The organism is Embleya sp. L77, from assembly GCF_055557415.1.
On the sequence record NZ_CM145710.1, the window covers coordinates 1,177,052 to 1,190,914 of the forward strand.

Below are 13,863 nucleotides of genomic sequence, written 5' to 3' on the forward strand. Positions count from 1 at the left end.
GGTTCCTGATAGTTTATTGTCAGGTAGCAGGGCGGACAGAGCCGGGCAACTCGGGGGGATTTCATGTCTTTTGAAGCGATTCAGGCGGCCGGGATCGTCGGCGCCATCCAGGCGGTCCGCTGTGGCCGGGAGCGAGAGATGGGCATCGGCGGTTCCACCGGCGTCGCCGCCGTCACCCCGAGGCCCGGCATCGCGGATGCCTTCGATCCGCCCGGTCGGGCGGCCCGGAGGCGGCGGCCGCGCGGCGGTGGCGGGACGTACGTATGGCAGGCCACCGAGCCTGCCGCCGCGAACGCCCGCGACGTGGACGGCGTCTGCGGTGCGAAGGAGCGGCGGTGACGGACGGCGGGGCGGCCGGGGCGGTCCCCGCGGCGGCCTCGGCCGCCCCGCCCGGTAGTGGCCCCGCCGACGCCCTCACGGAGCGGGCGCGCGTCGTCCGCGGGCGCCGGGCCATCGCGGCGGTGTTCGCCGTGCACGGCGCGGTGACCGGCAGCTTCGCCACCCGCGTGCCGTGGATCCAGGACCACGCGGGCGTCGGCCCGGGGCAGTTGGGCGTCGCGCTGGCGTTCCCGGCGATCGGCGCGTCGCTCGCGATGCCGCTCGCCGCGGCGATCAACCACCGGCTCGGCGCACGCCCCGCGCTGCGCATCCTGCTGTCGCTGTGGACCCTCGCGCTGGTGCTGCCGTCGCTCGCACCGAACCTGATCGTGCTGTGCGTGACGCTGTTCGTGTTCGGCGCGTCGGCCGGGTTGCCCGACGTCGCGATGAACGCGCTCGGCGTGGAGACCGAGAACCGGCTGGGCCGGTCGATCATGTCCGGCCTGCACGGCATGTGGAGCGTGGGGGTGCTGTTCGGCTCCGCCGTCGGCACGCTCGCCGCACAGCTGGACCTCGACGCGCGGCTCCACCACCCGGCCGCCGCCGTCGTGTTGCTGCTGCTCGGTCTGGCGGCCACGCGCGGCGTGCTGGACGTACCGCCGAACCCGGACGAGGAAGCCCCGCCGCACTTCGCGCTGCCGCCGAAGTCGGCGCTGCTGATCGGATTCGTCGGCTTCTGCGCGGTGTTCGGGGAGGGCGCGAGCCTGGATTGGTCGGCGGTCTACCTGAAGGACGAGTTCGACACCTCGGCGGGCCTGGCGGCCGCGACCACCACGGCATTCGCGCTGGCGATGGCGGTGGGGCGGTTCGCGGGCGATCCGGTCGTGGACCGGTTCGGCCCGGTCCGCACGGTCCGCGCCGGGGGCGTACTGGCCACGGCGGGCGGCCTGTTGGTGATCACCGCGCCGGCCCCGGCGTTCGCGATGGCAGGGTTCGGCCTGCTCGGCCTGGGCGTCGCGGTCGTCGTCCCGCTGGCCTTCGCGGCGGCGGCACGCAGCGGCCCCAATCCGAGCCAGGCCATCGCGGGCGTCGCGACCGTCACCTACACCTCGGGCCTGATCGCCCCGTCGCTGATCGGCGGGTTGGCACACGCGACATCGCTGGTGGTCTCGTTCGGCGTGGTGACGGCGCTGTCGTTCGCCCTGATCGCGAGCGCGAACGTACTGCGGGTGAAGGCGAAGAGCCGGTAGCGCTTCGTTGGGGGTGCCGCTCCCCCGTCGATCCGATACCGGAATGCGGCCGGCGGCGACTGCGCACCCGGCCGGCACCGGGCACCGGCGCCCGGCGTCCGGCGCCCGGCGTCCGGCGTCCGGAACGGCCGCCGCGCCGCTGCACGGCCACGGCCGGCCGCGCGGCTGGACCTGCCGGACCGTACGGCGCCGTTCGACGCCTGGCCGGGCAGGTCCGAACGGATCGACTACCGAGGGCCCGGTTCAGCACGCATGGCTGCGGCGACCATCGGCCCCGGTTCCGGCTCCGGCCCCGGCTCCGGTCACTTGCCGAATCGCCGTTCGCGGCTCGCGTACGAGCGCAGTGCGCGCAGGAAGTCCACGTGCCGAAACGCCGGCCAGTAGCAGTCCACCCAGTGCATCTCGGCATACGCGGACTGCCAGAGCAGGAAGCCGGACAACCGCTGCTCGCCGGAGGTACGGATGATGAAGTCGGTGTGGGCGGCGGTCGGCGAGTACAGATGCCGGGAGATGTCCTCGATCTCGAACCGCGCGACCAGTTCGGCCGGGTCGCCGCCGGCCGCCATGTGCGCCTCGAAGGCGCTCTTGACCGCGTCGACGATCTCCCGCCGGCCGCCGTAGCCGACCGCGACGTCCACCTTGAGCCCACCACGCCCGACCGTCGCGGCGGTGGCCTCCTTGAGCACTCGGGCGCCGGCGCCGGGCAGCATGTCGAGCGAGCCGATCACCTGGACCTCCCAGGGCCGGCCCTCGGCCGTGATGTCCCGGACGGTCTCCTCGATGATCTCGATCAGCGGGCCGAGTTCTTCAGCAGGGCGGCCGAGGTTGTCGTCGGAGAGCATGAAGAGGGTCACCCGCTCGATCCCCGCGGCCGCGCACCAGCCCAGGAACTCGGTCGCCTTGGCGCCACCCGCCCGGTACCCCTCCCGGACGTCCGCGTGTCCCGCCTGCCGGGCCCAGCGCCGGTTGCCGTCGAGCATGATCCCGACGTGCTGTGGGCGCGGCAGCCCCACCAGGGTGGCGGCCAGTCGACGCTCGTACACCGCTTCGATCGGCCGCCGGAGGAACAGCGGGAGCAGCTTCATGAACCCTCTCCATCGCGTGGCGAAACCCTCGGCGGACCATACCAGGGAGTTCGTCCCCGACCTCGACGAACGCACCCAAGGGTGTTGGCGCACAAGCCACTTGACCAGGTTGAATGTTCGAATCGGCGCCCCGGGCGACCGGCGGCGCACACCCGGCGGCCCGGCCCGCGCGACCGCGGGCGCGGTCGCGGTCGCGCGGGAGGTGGGCGCCCGCGGTGGGCGCGCGGTGCGGTCAGCCGGTGCGGCGGGAGCGGAGCCGGGCCGCCCAGCCCAGGGCGACGGCGAGGAGGCCGACCAGCACGGCGACGTAGGCGCCGCCCAGCCCGTTGCCGCTACCGAGGCCGCCGTCGGCAGTGGCCGCGACGACCGCGCCGACGACGATGGCGAGCGAGCCCGCCACGAGGGCCGTGACGACCCCGTTCCGGGCGACCCAGGCACCGAGGTGACCGCCCGCGGCGGGGCGGGCCAGGGCCAGCCCGCCGTTCACCGCACCGAGGATGCCCGTCAGTGCGGCCGCGATGGCCCCGATGCGTCCGGCGCTCAGGGTCTGGACACTCGCGGCGACCGGATGGACCGAGGGGTCCGCGGCCGCCGGTTCGGCAAGCGCGAGACCACCGATCAGGACGGCTCCGACCACGACAAGCACGGTGCGCACGGACATCGATGTGTTCCTTTTCCTCGCTCGAACCGGACCACCCGAGCATGTCCCCGGGGCCGCCTCGGGTCGTCCGGCGGACGCGGACTCTTCGCGCTGCCGCGGCCACGGCAGGCGCCGGAAAAGTACTGCGCACGTGGTAGCCGGACGCTCGGCCGCGAGCGGGATTCGGCTGTGTGGGCGACCGACTAGGGTGCGCGGATGAGCACAGGTTGGCCCGATGTCCCGGCCGCGGTGAGAGATTGGGCGATCGCCGTCGGCGTGGCGGCGACGCTGCTGGTCACCGGCCTGTCCGAGGGGCACTCCGGCACGAGCCCGGCCCTGCTCGGCCACGCGCTGTTGGCGGCCGGCGGTCTGGCGCTCGTCCGGCGCCGTCGTACTCCCGTTCCCGTCCTGGCCGCCACCGGGCTGTGCGCGGTGGGCTACCAGGCGGCCGGTTTCGACGTGCCCGCCGTGGCGTTCCTGTTCGCGGTGTACGCGGCCGTCCGGGAGGGGCACCGCACCGTCACCGTGGTGGCGAGCGTGGCGGTGCTGGCCGCGCTCCCGCTCGCGGCCCTGGTTTCGGGCCCGCACGACACGGGCGAGGCGTTCGCGCGGGCGCGCGGTGCCCTGGAGATCGCCTGGCTGATCGCCGCGGGCGCCGCGGGCGAAGCGCTGCGGCAGGCCGAGCGGCGGGCGGACGAGGCCGAGCGCACCCGCGAGGAGACCGCACGACGCCGTGCCGACGAGGAGCGGCTGCACATCGCCCGTGAGTTGCACGATTCGCTCACCCACCAGATCTCGGTCGTCAAGGTGCAGTCCGAAGTCGCCGTCCACCTGGCCCGCAAGCGCGGTGAACCGGTATCGGATGCCCTGCTCGCGATCCGGGAGGCCGGTCGTGAGGCCACCCGGGAGCTGCGGGCGACCCTGGAGGCGCTGCGCGACGACGACCGGACCCCGCCCCATGGGCTCGACCACGTCCCGGAACTGGTGGAACGGTTTCGAATGAGCGGCCTGGACGCGGCTTTGACGATCGACGGACCGCGGCACGACGTACCGGCCGCGCTAAGCCGGACGGTCTACCGGATCGTTCAGGAGTCGCTCACCAACGTCACCCGCCACGCGGACGCCGCCACGGCGTCGGTCCGGATCGACTGCCGCTCGGACGTGCTCACGATACGCGTCGACGACGACGGCAAGGCTGCGCCGGACACCGCCCCGACGCCCGGCGTGGGGCTGCTCGGCATGCGCGAACGAGTCACCGCCCTCGGCGGCCGGCTGCGCGCGGAACCGCGTGGCGAGGGCGGCTTCAGCGTCCGGGCCGAACTCCCCGTGGAGCAGATCTCGTGATCCGTGTCCTGCTGGTCGACGACCAGCCGCTCATTCGCAGCGGATTCCGCGCGCTCCTCGACCTCGAGGACGACATCGAGGTGGTGGCCGAGGCCGCCGACGGCGAGGAGGGCCTGGCCCTGGCCAGGGAACACCTGCCCGACGTCGCTCTGATCGACATCCGGATGCCGGTCGTCGACGGCATCGAGGCGACCCGGCGCATCGCCGCGGACCCGACCCTGGCCCGGGTGCACGTCGTCATCCTGACCAACTACGGCATGGACGAATACGTCTTCGACGCGCTGCGCGCCGGCGCAGCCGGCTTCCTGGTCAAGGACATCGTGCCGGAGGACTTCCTGCACGCCGTACGTGTCGCCGCGCGCGGCGACGCCCTGCTCGCACCCTCGATCACCCGCAAGCTGATCAACAGGTACGTCTCCCAGCCTCTCGACACCGGCGCCCGGACCGGGCTGGACGAACTGACCAACCGCGAACGCGAGGCGGTGGCCCTGGTCGCGCAGGGCCTGTCCAACGACCACATCGCCGCCCGCATGGTGATCAGCCCGATGACCGCGAAAACCCACATCAACCGGGCCATGACCAAGCTCCACGCCCGCGACCGGGCGCAACTGGTCGTCCTGGCCTACGAGTCGGGCCTGGTGACCCCGCGCAGTTCCTGACCTCCACGCGGCACCGACGGCGAGGATCTCGCCACGGCCCCGGGCCCCTCGTCGTTCGGTTCCGCGACGGCGCGCCGTGGCGACTGGATTCGGCCAGTTTGGCCGCCGGTTCACCCGGGATACCGACTCGGCGCGGTGATCGGACGGGCCGGCGGCGTCGGGCTGCGGCCGTTCCCGGTGCCCTCGGGTGGCGCATCGGCGCAGGTCGGGGGCGGCCGGCGGAAGCGGGCGACGGAGCGGCGGGAGGGCGGCCGGGCGCGGCGGGCCCGCGTGGCGCGGACGGCGAACCCCCGACCGCCAAGCCAACTTATCGTAGCGACCTTGTCTCGGACCGTGATCCTGACATTGGATCGGTGACGGGGCGACCACCGTGCGCAACAGGCGCGGCGTCCCGGAGTTCCGCCTCGGTGCCGCCGACGGCACCGAGGCAACCCACCCGAACCGCCCGACGAGGAGTGGACCTTGATTCTCGACGACCTGGGCAACCCGAACGAACCGCTGCCGCGCCGGGACGCCTCGGCGTACCCCGTCGGCTCCTACACCGAATGGGACCCGCTGGAGGAGGTGATCGTCGGCATCGTCGACGGAGCCGGCTTCCCCACGTGGCACATGTCCCTGCCCCCGGTCCTACCCGCCGACCAACACGACACCTTCCGCAGCCGGGCGGGCCAACCCTTCCCGCCCGAACAAGTCGAGGCCGCCCGCCGGGAACTGGAACAGTTCGTGCACATCCTCGAAGCCGAGGGGGTGACCGTGCGCCGCCCGGAACCCATCCCCCAGCAGCAGACCTACCGCACCCTGGACTGGACCAGCACCGGCATGTACGCGGCCATGCCCCGAGACGCGTTGCTGGTCGTCGGCAACGAGATCATCGAATGCCCGATGGCCTGGCGTTCCCGCTACTTCGAGACGCTGGCCTATCGACCGCTGCTCAAGGAGTACTTCCGTGCCGGGGCCAGGTGGAGCGCGGCTCCGAAACCCGAACTCAAGGACGAGCAGTACGACCAGGACTGGACCGACCCCGGCGCGGACGGGCCGACCCGGCTGGTGGTCACCGAGTTCGAACCCACCTTCGACGCCGCCGACTTCACCCGGTGCGGCCGGGACATCATCGCCCAGACGAGCAACGTCACCAACACCTTCGGCATCGAGTGGCTGCGCCGCCACCTGGGCGACGAATACCGGATCCACGTCCTCGAGTTCAAGGACGCGCACCCGATGCACATCGACGCCACCCTGGTGCCGATGGCCCCCGGGAAACTGCTGATCCACCCGGAGCGCGTCCCCGAGGTGCCGAAACTGTTCAAGGGATGGGACGTGATGGCGGCCCCGCAGCCGGTCATCCCCGACGGGCACCCGCTCTACATGACCAGCAAGTGGCTCAACATGAACATCCTGATGCTGGACGAGGAACGGGTGATCGTGGAGCGCCAGGACGAGCCGATGATCGCCGCGATGCGCAGGTTCGGCTTCACGCCCATCCCGTGCGACTTCCGGAACTTCAACAGCTTCGGCGGCTCGTTCCACTGCGCCACGCTCGACGTACGCCGCCGCGGCACCCTCGAATCCTACCTGTGAGGAACCCGGCGATGAGGATCTGGCGGAACACCCCGAAGGACGCACTCCTGCTGGGACTCAGCGTGGCCCAGTTCGCCGTCACCGTGCTGCTGGCCGTGCGCTGGGACGACGCCTCGGTCCCGGCGCAGGCCGGCGGGACCGCCGCGCTGGCGGTGATGACGGCGTACAACATCATCGTCATCTCCCATCTGTTCACGCACGTACCGTGGTTCACCTCCGACCGGCTCAACGCGGCCGTGTCCGTGCTGAATTCGGCCAACATCGGCCAATCGGTGCAGGCCTACCAGCTCACCCACGTGCGCAACCACCATCGGTTCAACAACGACGCCCCGGGCCCGGACGGCACCACCCGCGACACCACGTCGACCTACCGTCGAGGCAGGAACGGCGAGCACGCCCCGCTGCTGCGCTACGCACTCGGCGGCGCACTGGAGTCGTTGATCGACCGCGTACGGGAAGTGTCGTACGTGGTCCGGCTGTGGCGGGTGGGCGCGGGCGAGACCACCCTGCGCTCGCTGGCCTCGCGTCGGGAACACCGACGACGCAGCGAACTCCGGCTGATCCAGGCGGATCGGGCGGCGCATGTGCTCACCCCCGCGCTGCTCGCGGTGATCTCCTGGCAGTGGGTGCTGCTGAGCTACCTGCCGGCCTGCTTCCTGGCGCTGACCATGGTGAACGTACAGAACTACTACCGCCATTACGGGGCCGACCCCAGCGAGCGGGCGGCCGATTCGGTGAGCCACTACGGGCGGCTGTACAACCTGCTCACCTTCAACGACGGCTACCACCAGGAACACCACCTGAGCCCCGGCATGCACTGGTCGAGGATGCCGCAGGTGCGCGAGCGCAACCGGGCCAGGCTCGATGCCCAACCGCGGATAATAAGCCCGGTCCCGGCCATGCTCGGCTTCCTCGACCGCCGCCGACCGCTGCTGCACCGTGCGTCCGCGTCCGGTGCGTCCGGCGTGTCGGGGGCATCCGGCGCACCCGGCGCCGAATTCGGGAGGATGTCGTGATCACCGGTCGATCGTTGCCCGCCGAGGGCTTCCGCGTACACGAGACGTCCGGCGTCGTGGACGTGTCCGCCGTCCACGCCGTGCTGCGCGGGGAGTTGGCCGCGCATCGGGTGACCGGCTTCGTCACGCCGCAGGACTGCGCGCGGATCACCGCCAACTTCTGGGCCTCCCCGCAACGCACCCCGCGCTACGGGGCGGGACAGGACGGCGTCGAAGGGTACTTCGTCGGCGCCTCGCACATCGAGAAGAGCACGGCCGAGTACCTGACCGACGTGGCGAAATCGGCGGACGCCGTGGCGGCCCTGTACGAGGGAGCCGTCGACCCGGTGGCGGCCCTGCGCGAAGCGCTCGTCGCCCACGGCGTGGTCACCGGGGCCCGCGCGGCCGTGCACGACGGCCGGGTCGCGGGCGACTCGAAGGCGGTGTGCTGGAACCAGACCGGCGCCTACCAGCTCATGCCGCACGACGATCTCGCCCAGCTCCGCGACCCGCTCCAGGCGGGCTTCGAGATCCAACGCCTGTCCCGGGTGATGGCGATCAACGCCTATCCGCAAGTGCCTGCGGGGAGCGGGGCGTTGCGGCTGTGGAACGTCGAACCGGACGACGCTTCGCGGGCGGCGCTGGGGCTGACCTACAGCGGCTTCCCGTATCCGCCGGAGCTGTTGACCGACCATGCCGATCTGACGGTGCCGGTCGCCACCGGCGACCTGTGCGTGATCGACGGCAACCTCGCGCACGCGGTGGTGGGCAGCGAACAGGCCCGGCCCGCCGCCCGACTGCTGCTCACATGCTTCACGGCGCAGGACGACGACGGCGAACTCGTCTGGTGGACCTGAGCATCGGGATCGGTTCCTTCCCGGGCCGGTTCGGGACGGGCCCGGGCGTGAGCGGGCCGGGAGTGTGAGCGGACCCCGGGGTCGGTGACAAACCCGGGCGCGGGTGGGCCTGCACGCCGGCGACGGATCCGAACTGGCCCGGGGCGTGCGGCAGTGGCGAGTCCGGGGCGGGCACGAGACCGCCCCGGACCATCGTCATCGCTCGGCCGGCCGCGACTCGGCCAGTGCGAGGCCGCCGACGGCCGTGAGCATCATCAGCGTGCCGACGATCGTGGCCGCGGTGAGCCGCTCGTCCAGCAGCAGAACGGCCAGCGCCGCCGCGCTGACCGGTTCGATCAGCATCACGACCGAGGCGGTGACCGCCCGTACAGCGGCGGTGCCGGCGAAGTACAGCGGATAGGCGAGCGCGGTCGTCACGGCGGCCACGTAGAGCATCATCACCAACACCCGCCCCGGCTGCGCGGTTTGTGGCCACACCCCCTCGCCCAGGGCGAACGGCAGCATCACCGCCGCACCGATCCCGAACGACCACACCGTGAGGGTGGCGGGATCCTCGCCCGCGCCGAGCCGCCCCGTCCACCGACCGAGCAGGTTGGATGCGGCGAACCCCGCCGCGGACAGCAGCGCCAACCCCACGCCCAGGGGCCGGACATCGGTCTGCCGGTTGCCCAACACCAGTATCCCGAGCCCGATCAGCGCCGCGCCGATCGCCGACAGCCCGCTGCGCCCGATGCGTTCGCCCAGGAACAGCCGGCCACCGGCCGCGGTCAACACCGGGGCGGCGCCCAGCGCGACGATCGTGGCGACGGCCAGCCCGGTCTGCATCACCGCGCCGAAATAGGCCGACTGGAACACGGCCAGGCCGGCGCCCGTGCCGGTGAACAGGAGCGCACGGCGACCCGGCGACTGCACGGCGGTACGCGGGGCCGGGCCGGAGGGACGCAGCAGGCCGGCCGCGAGCAGCAGCACCATCCCGCTGACGAAGCGCCAGAACGAGACGGCCATCGGCCCGAAGTCGCTCGACCGATAGATCACTTCCACGGCCGCCCCGGTCGTCCCCCAGGTGACCCCGGCGATCGAGAGGTAGGTCAGCCCACGCGGCACCGACCGCGCCGGCCTGTCCTCGACCGGAGACGGCATTACGGCACGGTTCGACACGATCACATCTCCAGACCGAGCACGGGACCGGCGGGCACTGCGCGGCACATGAACGTCACTCTAGGCCATCCGAGCATCAGCGGAGAGTGTCCGACCGAACATTTGCCGCACGAACCTCCGGCCTCCATGCGGGGGCGAGCCGCCGTCCATCGACCGGCCCGGTGCGCGCTCGAACGGCGTGGGCCGCGCCGTCGGACCGGCCGCCGCGGCCTCGCCGACGGGCGGGAGCACGGAGCCGGCGTGCCTCGGGCCGTTGCCCGGGATGCGGCTTCCCGATCAGAAGGCGAGCCCTTCCACTTGCCTTGACGACCCGTCAGATACATGCTTCGTTTGGAACGGGCATTTCATTGGTCGTGCTCGCCGACGTGCTGGACGAGGATGGCGCGAGCCTGGCGGCGGAGATCGGCGCGGACGCGGTGCACACGCGTCTGGACGTGCGCAACGAGGACGACTGGGCGGCCCCGGTGCGGTTGGCGGGCGAGCGGTTCGGGACCCTGGACGTGCTGGTGAACAACGCGGGGGTGAACCCGTTCACCCTGGACACCTGGACCCGCGGCTCGCAGCAGACCTTCGTCAGGAACAAGGACTACTGGCAACCGGCTGGAAGAGAACCCCGAGGCCGACCGCGCCCCGGCCGGCGGCCGGCAGGCCACCGATCCCGCCGTGCGCAAGCAGGCGTACGCCGACCTGCAACGCGCCCTGGTCGCGGACCTTCCGATCTGGGTGTACACCCGAAACCCGCTCGGCCTGATCCACACCACCAGGGTCACCGGCCTGCAGTACTACGGCGAGGCGTTGCCCTTCCTGGACCGCGTCGACGTGGGCTGACCCCGGCCGAAGGGTGTTCGTGGTCGATCGACAGGCTGGGCCGGCTCCCGTACTGTGCGTGCCGACGACGGCGTCACTCATGGGGGATCGACATGGAGTACCTCTTCTATTGTCGCGACAAGCCGGGAACCAGGGCCTTGCGCGACGAACTCCTGGAAGACCACTGGTCGTTCATGGACGGGTACGCCGAGGGCATGATCGCCCGCGGGCCGACCTTCGCCCCCGACGGCGAGACGGTGACCGGCAGCGTCCACATCGTCGACCTGCCGGACGCCGATGCCGCGCGCGTGTTCGCGTACGACGAGCCGAACCACCGGGCGGGCGTCTACGAGGAAGAGGTACTCATCCGGCGTTGGCGCAACACGCTCGGCCGGAAGATGTGGGACTTCGAGGGGAGTTCGAAAGGCCACCCGCGCTTCCTGATCCTCGGCCACGGCAGCGCTGACCCGACCGCCGGTCGGGACGGGTGGCCCGAGAAGCAGCTTAGTCTTCTGGTCGACGGCGACGACCGCGAAAACCTGATCGCCTGCGGCCCGTTGCTCTCCCCCGACGCCGCCGAGGAATGGCTGGGCATCGCGATCCTGGCCGAGCTGCCGGACCGCACGTCCGCGGAGCGCCTGTTGACCCGCGAGCCGTACGCCCGGGCCGGCCTGTACGAGCACATCGAGGTCCACGACTGGTGCTTCGGCGGCCGACAGCAGGAGGATTAGGCCCTGTCCGGCGGACCTTGGTGGCCCGCCGAGATCCGCCGGACAGGGCCCGGGCCGGGGACCACCCTCGTACGGTGGGCCGCGACCGGCGGCCGTGCCGACGGCCACCGCCCCGGGACGAGGGGCGGTGGCCGTCGGCGGGTTCCGCAACGAGGCGCGTCAGGCCGGCGAGGAGCGCGTCAGTCCATCCGCACGATCGCCGCGACCGGGCCGCCGCCGGAGGGGCCCTGGTGCACGGCCGCGACCGAGACGAAGACGGCCGGGTCGCCGGTGACGGCCGCGGTCACGCCGCCGACGGTGGCCTTGATCTGGCGGTGCCAGTGCACGTCCGAGTCGTCGAGCATGATGTTGCGTCGACCGCGCACGCTGCCGCTCGGGTCCGCCTCGCACTTGAGGAACACGTTGACCAGGCGGTCGCCCAGGTCGGAGGTGTGCGGGCGCTCCGGCAGGTCGATGCCGGCCGAGCGGATCGCCGACCAGATGCCGTCCGCGTCCAGCGCGTCCTTCATCACGTCGTGGCCGACCCGGAACGGACCGCCCACACCGCGCACGTTGCCGACCACGACGATCTGCGCACAGTCCAGTTCGACGCCGGAGGAGCAGGACGCCACCGACGAGTACAGCGACAGGTCGCGGTGGATCTGCTCGGCGGTCGGCAGCTCGATCTCGCCGAGTGCCACCGCGATGCCCAGCGCGGTGGTGGAGTTGGACACGTCCATCGACTTGAGGGTGTCCTCGGTCCACACGTCGAACCCGCGCGCCTTGGCGTCGTTGATGGTGTCCAGCACCAGCAGCGGCGTCTTGGTCTGCACGTAGTGCACGTCGGCCGGGTCGGTGATGCCCGCGACGGCCATCGCCTTGCGTACGCCGGCGGCGACCTTCTCCACCATCGGCACCCGGCCGATGTCCTCGGGCAGGATCTGCTCGCTCATCGCGACGCCGACCGACACGCGCGGCTCGTCGGTGGGCTCGTACCGGTTCTCCGGCGCGTACGCGAAGACCGTCGCGTGCGGGGAGATCACACCGTCGGTACCGCCGGACCACACCAGCGGAACCTGCTGCGCCTCCTCGGCCGAACGCTTCCCCTTGGCGACCAGCACCTCGCGGAAGGCGCGGTCGGCCAGGATGCGGGTGTAGTCGTTGACCCCGCCGTTGCCCTCGGTCTTGCCGATGACGGCGAGCACGTCGTCCGCGGCGAACACGCCGTCGTCGATCAGCTTGGCCAATCCGGACGCGTCGGTGACGCTCTCGATGGCGACCTTGTGAACCTCGATCGGCCTGGGCACTCGTTCCACCTCGTTCATTGGAGTTCGCTGAATTCTTCGACGCCGAATTCTTTGCGGTCGAATTCTTTGTACTTCGTCACCTGCGACTGCCGCGGACGACGGGCCGTTACCCGCCCGACTCCACGACCGTCCCGGATTCGCCCGCCACCGCGGCGGTGATCCGGTCCAGTGACGTGATCACCGAGCGCCGGCCGCCCTTCTCGACGAAGCGCACCGCCGCCTCGACCTTGGGCCCCATGCTGCCGCCGGCGAACTGGCCGGCCGCGGCGTGCTCGCGCAGCTCTTCGGGGGTGACCCGGCCGATCACCCGCTCGTTCGCGGTGCCGTAGTCGAGCATCGCGTTGGGTACGTCGGTGGCGATCACCAGCACGTCCGCGTCCACCGACACGGCGAGCAGGGCCGCGGTGAGGTCCTTGTCCAGGACCGCTTCCACACCGCGCTCGGCACCGTCCGCGTCGCGCACCACCGGGATGCCGCCGCCACCGGCCGCGATCGTGGTGAAGCCCGCCGCGACCAGCGTCCGGATGGCCGGCGCGTCGACCACCTCCAGCGGATCCGGCGACGGTACGACCCGCCGCCAGCCCTTCGCGCCCCGGTCCTCCCAGTGCTGACCGAGCGCGACGAACCGCTCCGCGTCGGCCCGCGGCAGATGCCGGCCGACCGGCTTGGTGGGGTGCTCGAACGCCGGGTCGGCGCCGTCCACGAGCGTGCGGGTGACCACGGCCGCCACCGGTGCCGCCAGCCCGCGGCGCCGCAGTGCGGCCTCCAGGGCGGAGACGATGGTGAAGCCGAGGGTGCCCTGCGTCTGCGCGCCGCACCAGTCCAGGGTCACCGGAGGGACGACGTGCGCGGTGAGTTCGTTCTTGACCAGCAGGTTGCCCACCTGCGGTCCGTTGCCGTGGGTGAGCACCACCTCGACGCCGGAGGCGATCAGGTCGGCCACCGCTTCCATCGCCACCGCGACGGCGGACCGCTGGGCGTCCGGGGTGGCGCTGCCATCGGGTCCCGTCATGGCGTTTCCGCCGAGGGCGATGAGTACTCTCCCGGTGCGGGGAGTTGGCATGTGTCGAACTCTCCTGTTCCTGTCGTACGCGGGAGTCCCGTCCGTCCGGGACTTGGGACTCTAGGCCGGTCACCAGGTCGATGGCTTGGGAG

Annotated in this window: 14 protein-coding genes and 1 pseudogene; 10 read left to right on the forward strand and 5 right to left on the reverse strand. The window is 71.9% G+C overall.

What is annotated here, in order from left to right; genetic code table 11:
- The first annotated feature begins 63 nt into the window (after window positions 1-63).
- Entirely contained in the window at window positions 64-339 is a 276-nt protein-coding gene (locus ACZOOI_RS35210) for a hypothetical protein (protein WP_465283627.1), read from the forward strand.
- Window positions 336-1,568, forward strand: coding sequence for an MFS transporter (locus ACZOOI_RS35215; RefSeq protein WP_465283628.1), 1,233 nt, complete (start codon window positions 336-338; stop codon window positions 1,566-1,568). Before ACZOOI_RS35210 ends, ACZOOI_RS35215 begins: the two co-directional genes overlap by 4 nt.
- A 302-nt stretch (window positions 1,569-1,870) precedes the next feature.
- On the opposite strand, the gene ACZOOI_RS35220 is transcribed toward ACZOOI_RS35215, so the two are convergent.
- Together ACZOOI_RS35220 and ACZOOI_RS35225 are read right to left on the reverse strand one after the other, a co-directional pair.
- Window positions 1,871-2,653 carry an isoprenyl transferase gene (locus ACZOOI_RS35220; RefSeq protein ID WP_465283629.1) on the reverse strand — a complete coding sequence of 261 codons (783 nt, stop codon included), beginning with the start codon at window positions 2,651-2,653 and terminating at the stop codon, window positions 1,871-1,873.
- Between the two features lie 232 nt (window positions 2,654-2,885).
- Entirely contained in the window at window positions 2,886-3,314 is a 429-nt protein-coding gene (locus ACZOOI_RS35225) for a DUF6223 family protein (RefSeq protein WP_465283630.1), read from the reverse strand.
- 195 nt (window positions 3,315-3,509) lie between these two features.
- On the opposite strand from ACZOOI_RS35225, the gene ACZOOI_RS35230 reads away from it, so the two are divergent.
- From ACZOOI_RS35230 to ACZOOI_RS35250, 5 genes are all read left to right on the forward strand, one after another.
- The gene (locus tag ACZOOI_RS35230; protein WP_465283631.1) at window positions 3,510-4,637 is read left to right on the forward strand and encodes a sensor histidine kinase; all 1,128 of its coding nucleotides are present in this window, start codon (window positions 3,510-3,512) and stop codon (window positions 4,635-4,637) included.
- Complete coding sequence (locus tag ACZOOI_RS35235; protein ID WP_465283632.1) at window positions 4,634-5,296, forward strand: response regulator; 663 nt, start codon at window positions 4,634-4,636, stop codon at window positions 5,294-5,296. Before ACZOOI_RS35230 ends, ACZOOI_RS35235 begins: the two co-directional genes overlap by 4 nt.
- 462 nt (window positions 5,297-5,758) lie before the next feature.
- Complete coding sequence (locus tag ACZOOI_RS35240) at window positions 5,759-6,874, forward strand: amidinotransferase (RefSeq protein WP_465283633.1); 1,116 nt, start codon at window positions 5,759-5,761, stop codon at window positions 6,872-6,874.
- Between the two features lie 11 nt (window positions 6,875-6,885).
- A complete protein-coding gene (locus tag ACZOOI_RS35245) occupies window positions 6,886-7,890 on the forward strand; it encodes a fatty acid desaturase family protein (protein ID WP_465283634.1) in 1,005 nt (334 codons plus the stop codon).
- The gene (locus tag ACZOOI_RS35250; RefSeq protein WP_465283635.1) at window positions 7,887-8,726 is read left to right on the forward strand and encodes a hypothetical protein; all 840 of its coding nucleotides are present in this window, start codon (window positions 7,887-7,889) and stop codon (window positions 8,724-8,726) included. The genes ACZOOI_RS35245 and ACZOOI_RS35250 overlap by 4 nt, the downstream gene beginning before the upstream one ends.
- Before the next feature lie 195 nt (window positions 8,727-8,921).
- On the opposite strand, the gene ACZOOI_RS35255 is transcribed toward ACZOOI_RS35250, so the two are convergent.
- Entirely contained in the window at window positions 8,922-9,866 is a 945-nt protein-coding gene (locus ACZOOI_RS35255) for a DMT family transporter (RefSeq protein ID WP_465283636.1), read from the reverse strand.
- Between the two features lie 179 nt (window positions 9,867-10,045).
- Here ACZOOI_RS35255 and ACZOOI_RS35260 point away from each other — a divergent pair.
- The 3 genes and pseudogenes from ACZOOI_RS35260 to ACZOOI_RS35270 all read left to right on the forward strand — a co-directional run.
- Window positions 10,046-10,405 (forward strand): annotated as a pseudogene (locus tag ACZOOI_RS35260) (SDR family oxidoreductase); the annotation flags it as partial.
- A gap of 142 nt (window positions 10,406-10,547) precedes the next feature.
- Window positions 10,548-10,712, forward strand: a complete 165-nt coding sequence (locus ACZOOI_RS35265) for a hypothetical protein (RefSeq protein WP_465284222.1) — start codon at window positions 10,548-10,550, stop codon at window positions 10,710-10,712.
- Window positions 10,713-10,804: 92 nt separating this feature from the next.
- A complete protein-coding gene (locus tag ACZOOI_RS35270; RefSeq protein ID WP_465284104.1) occupies window positions 10,805-11,422 on the forward strand; it encodes a YciI family protein in 618 nt (205 codons plus the stop codon).
- Between the two features lie 179 nt (window positions 11,423-11,601).
- Here ACZOOI_RS35270 and bar read toward each other — a convergent pair whose 3' ends face one another.
- Together bar and ACZOOI_RS35280 are read right to left on the reverse strand one after the other, a co-directional pair.
- Window positions 11,602-12,726 carry a barbiturase gene (bar, locus tag ACZOOI_RS35275; RefSeq protein ID WP_465283637.1) on the reverse strand — a complete coding sequence of 375 codons (1,125 nt, stop codon included), beginning with the start codon at window positions 12,724-12,726 and terminating at the stop codon, window positions 11,602-11,604.
- A gap of 88 nt (window positions 12,727-12,814) precedes the next feature.
- Entirely contained in the window at window positions 12,815-13,771 is a 957-nt protein-coding gene (locus ACZOOI_RS35280) for a carbamate kinase (RefSeq protein ID WP_465283638.1), read from the reverse strand.
- Window positions 13,772-13,863 lie beyond the last annotated feature (92 nt).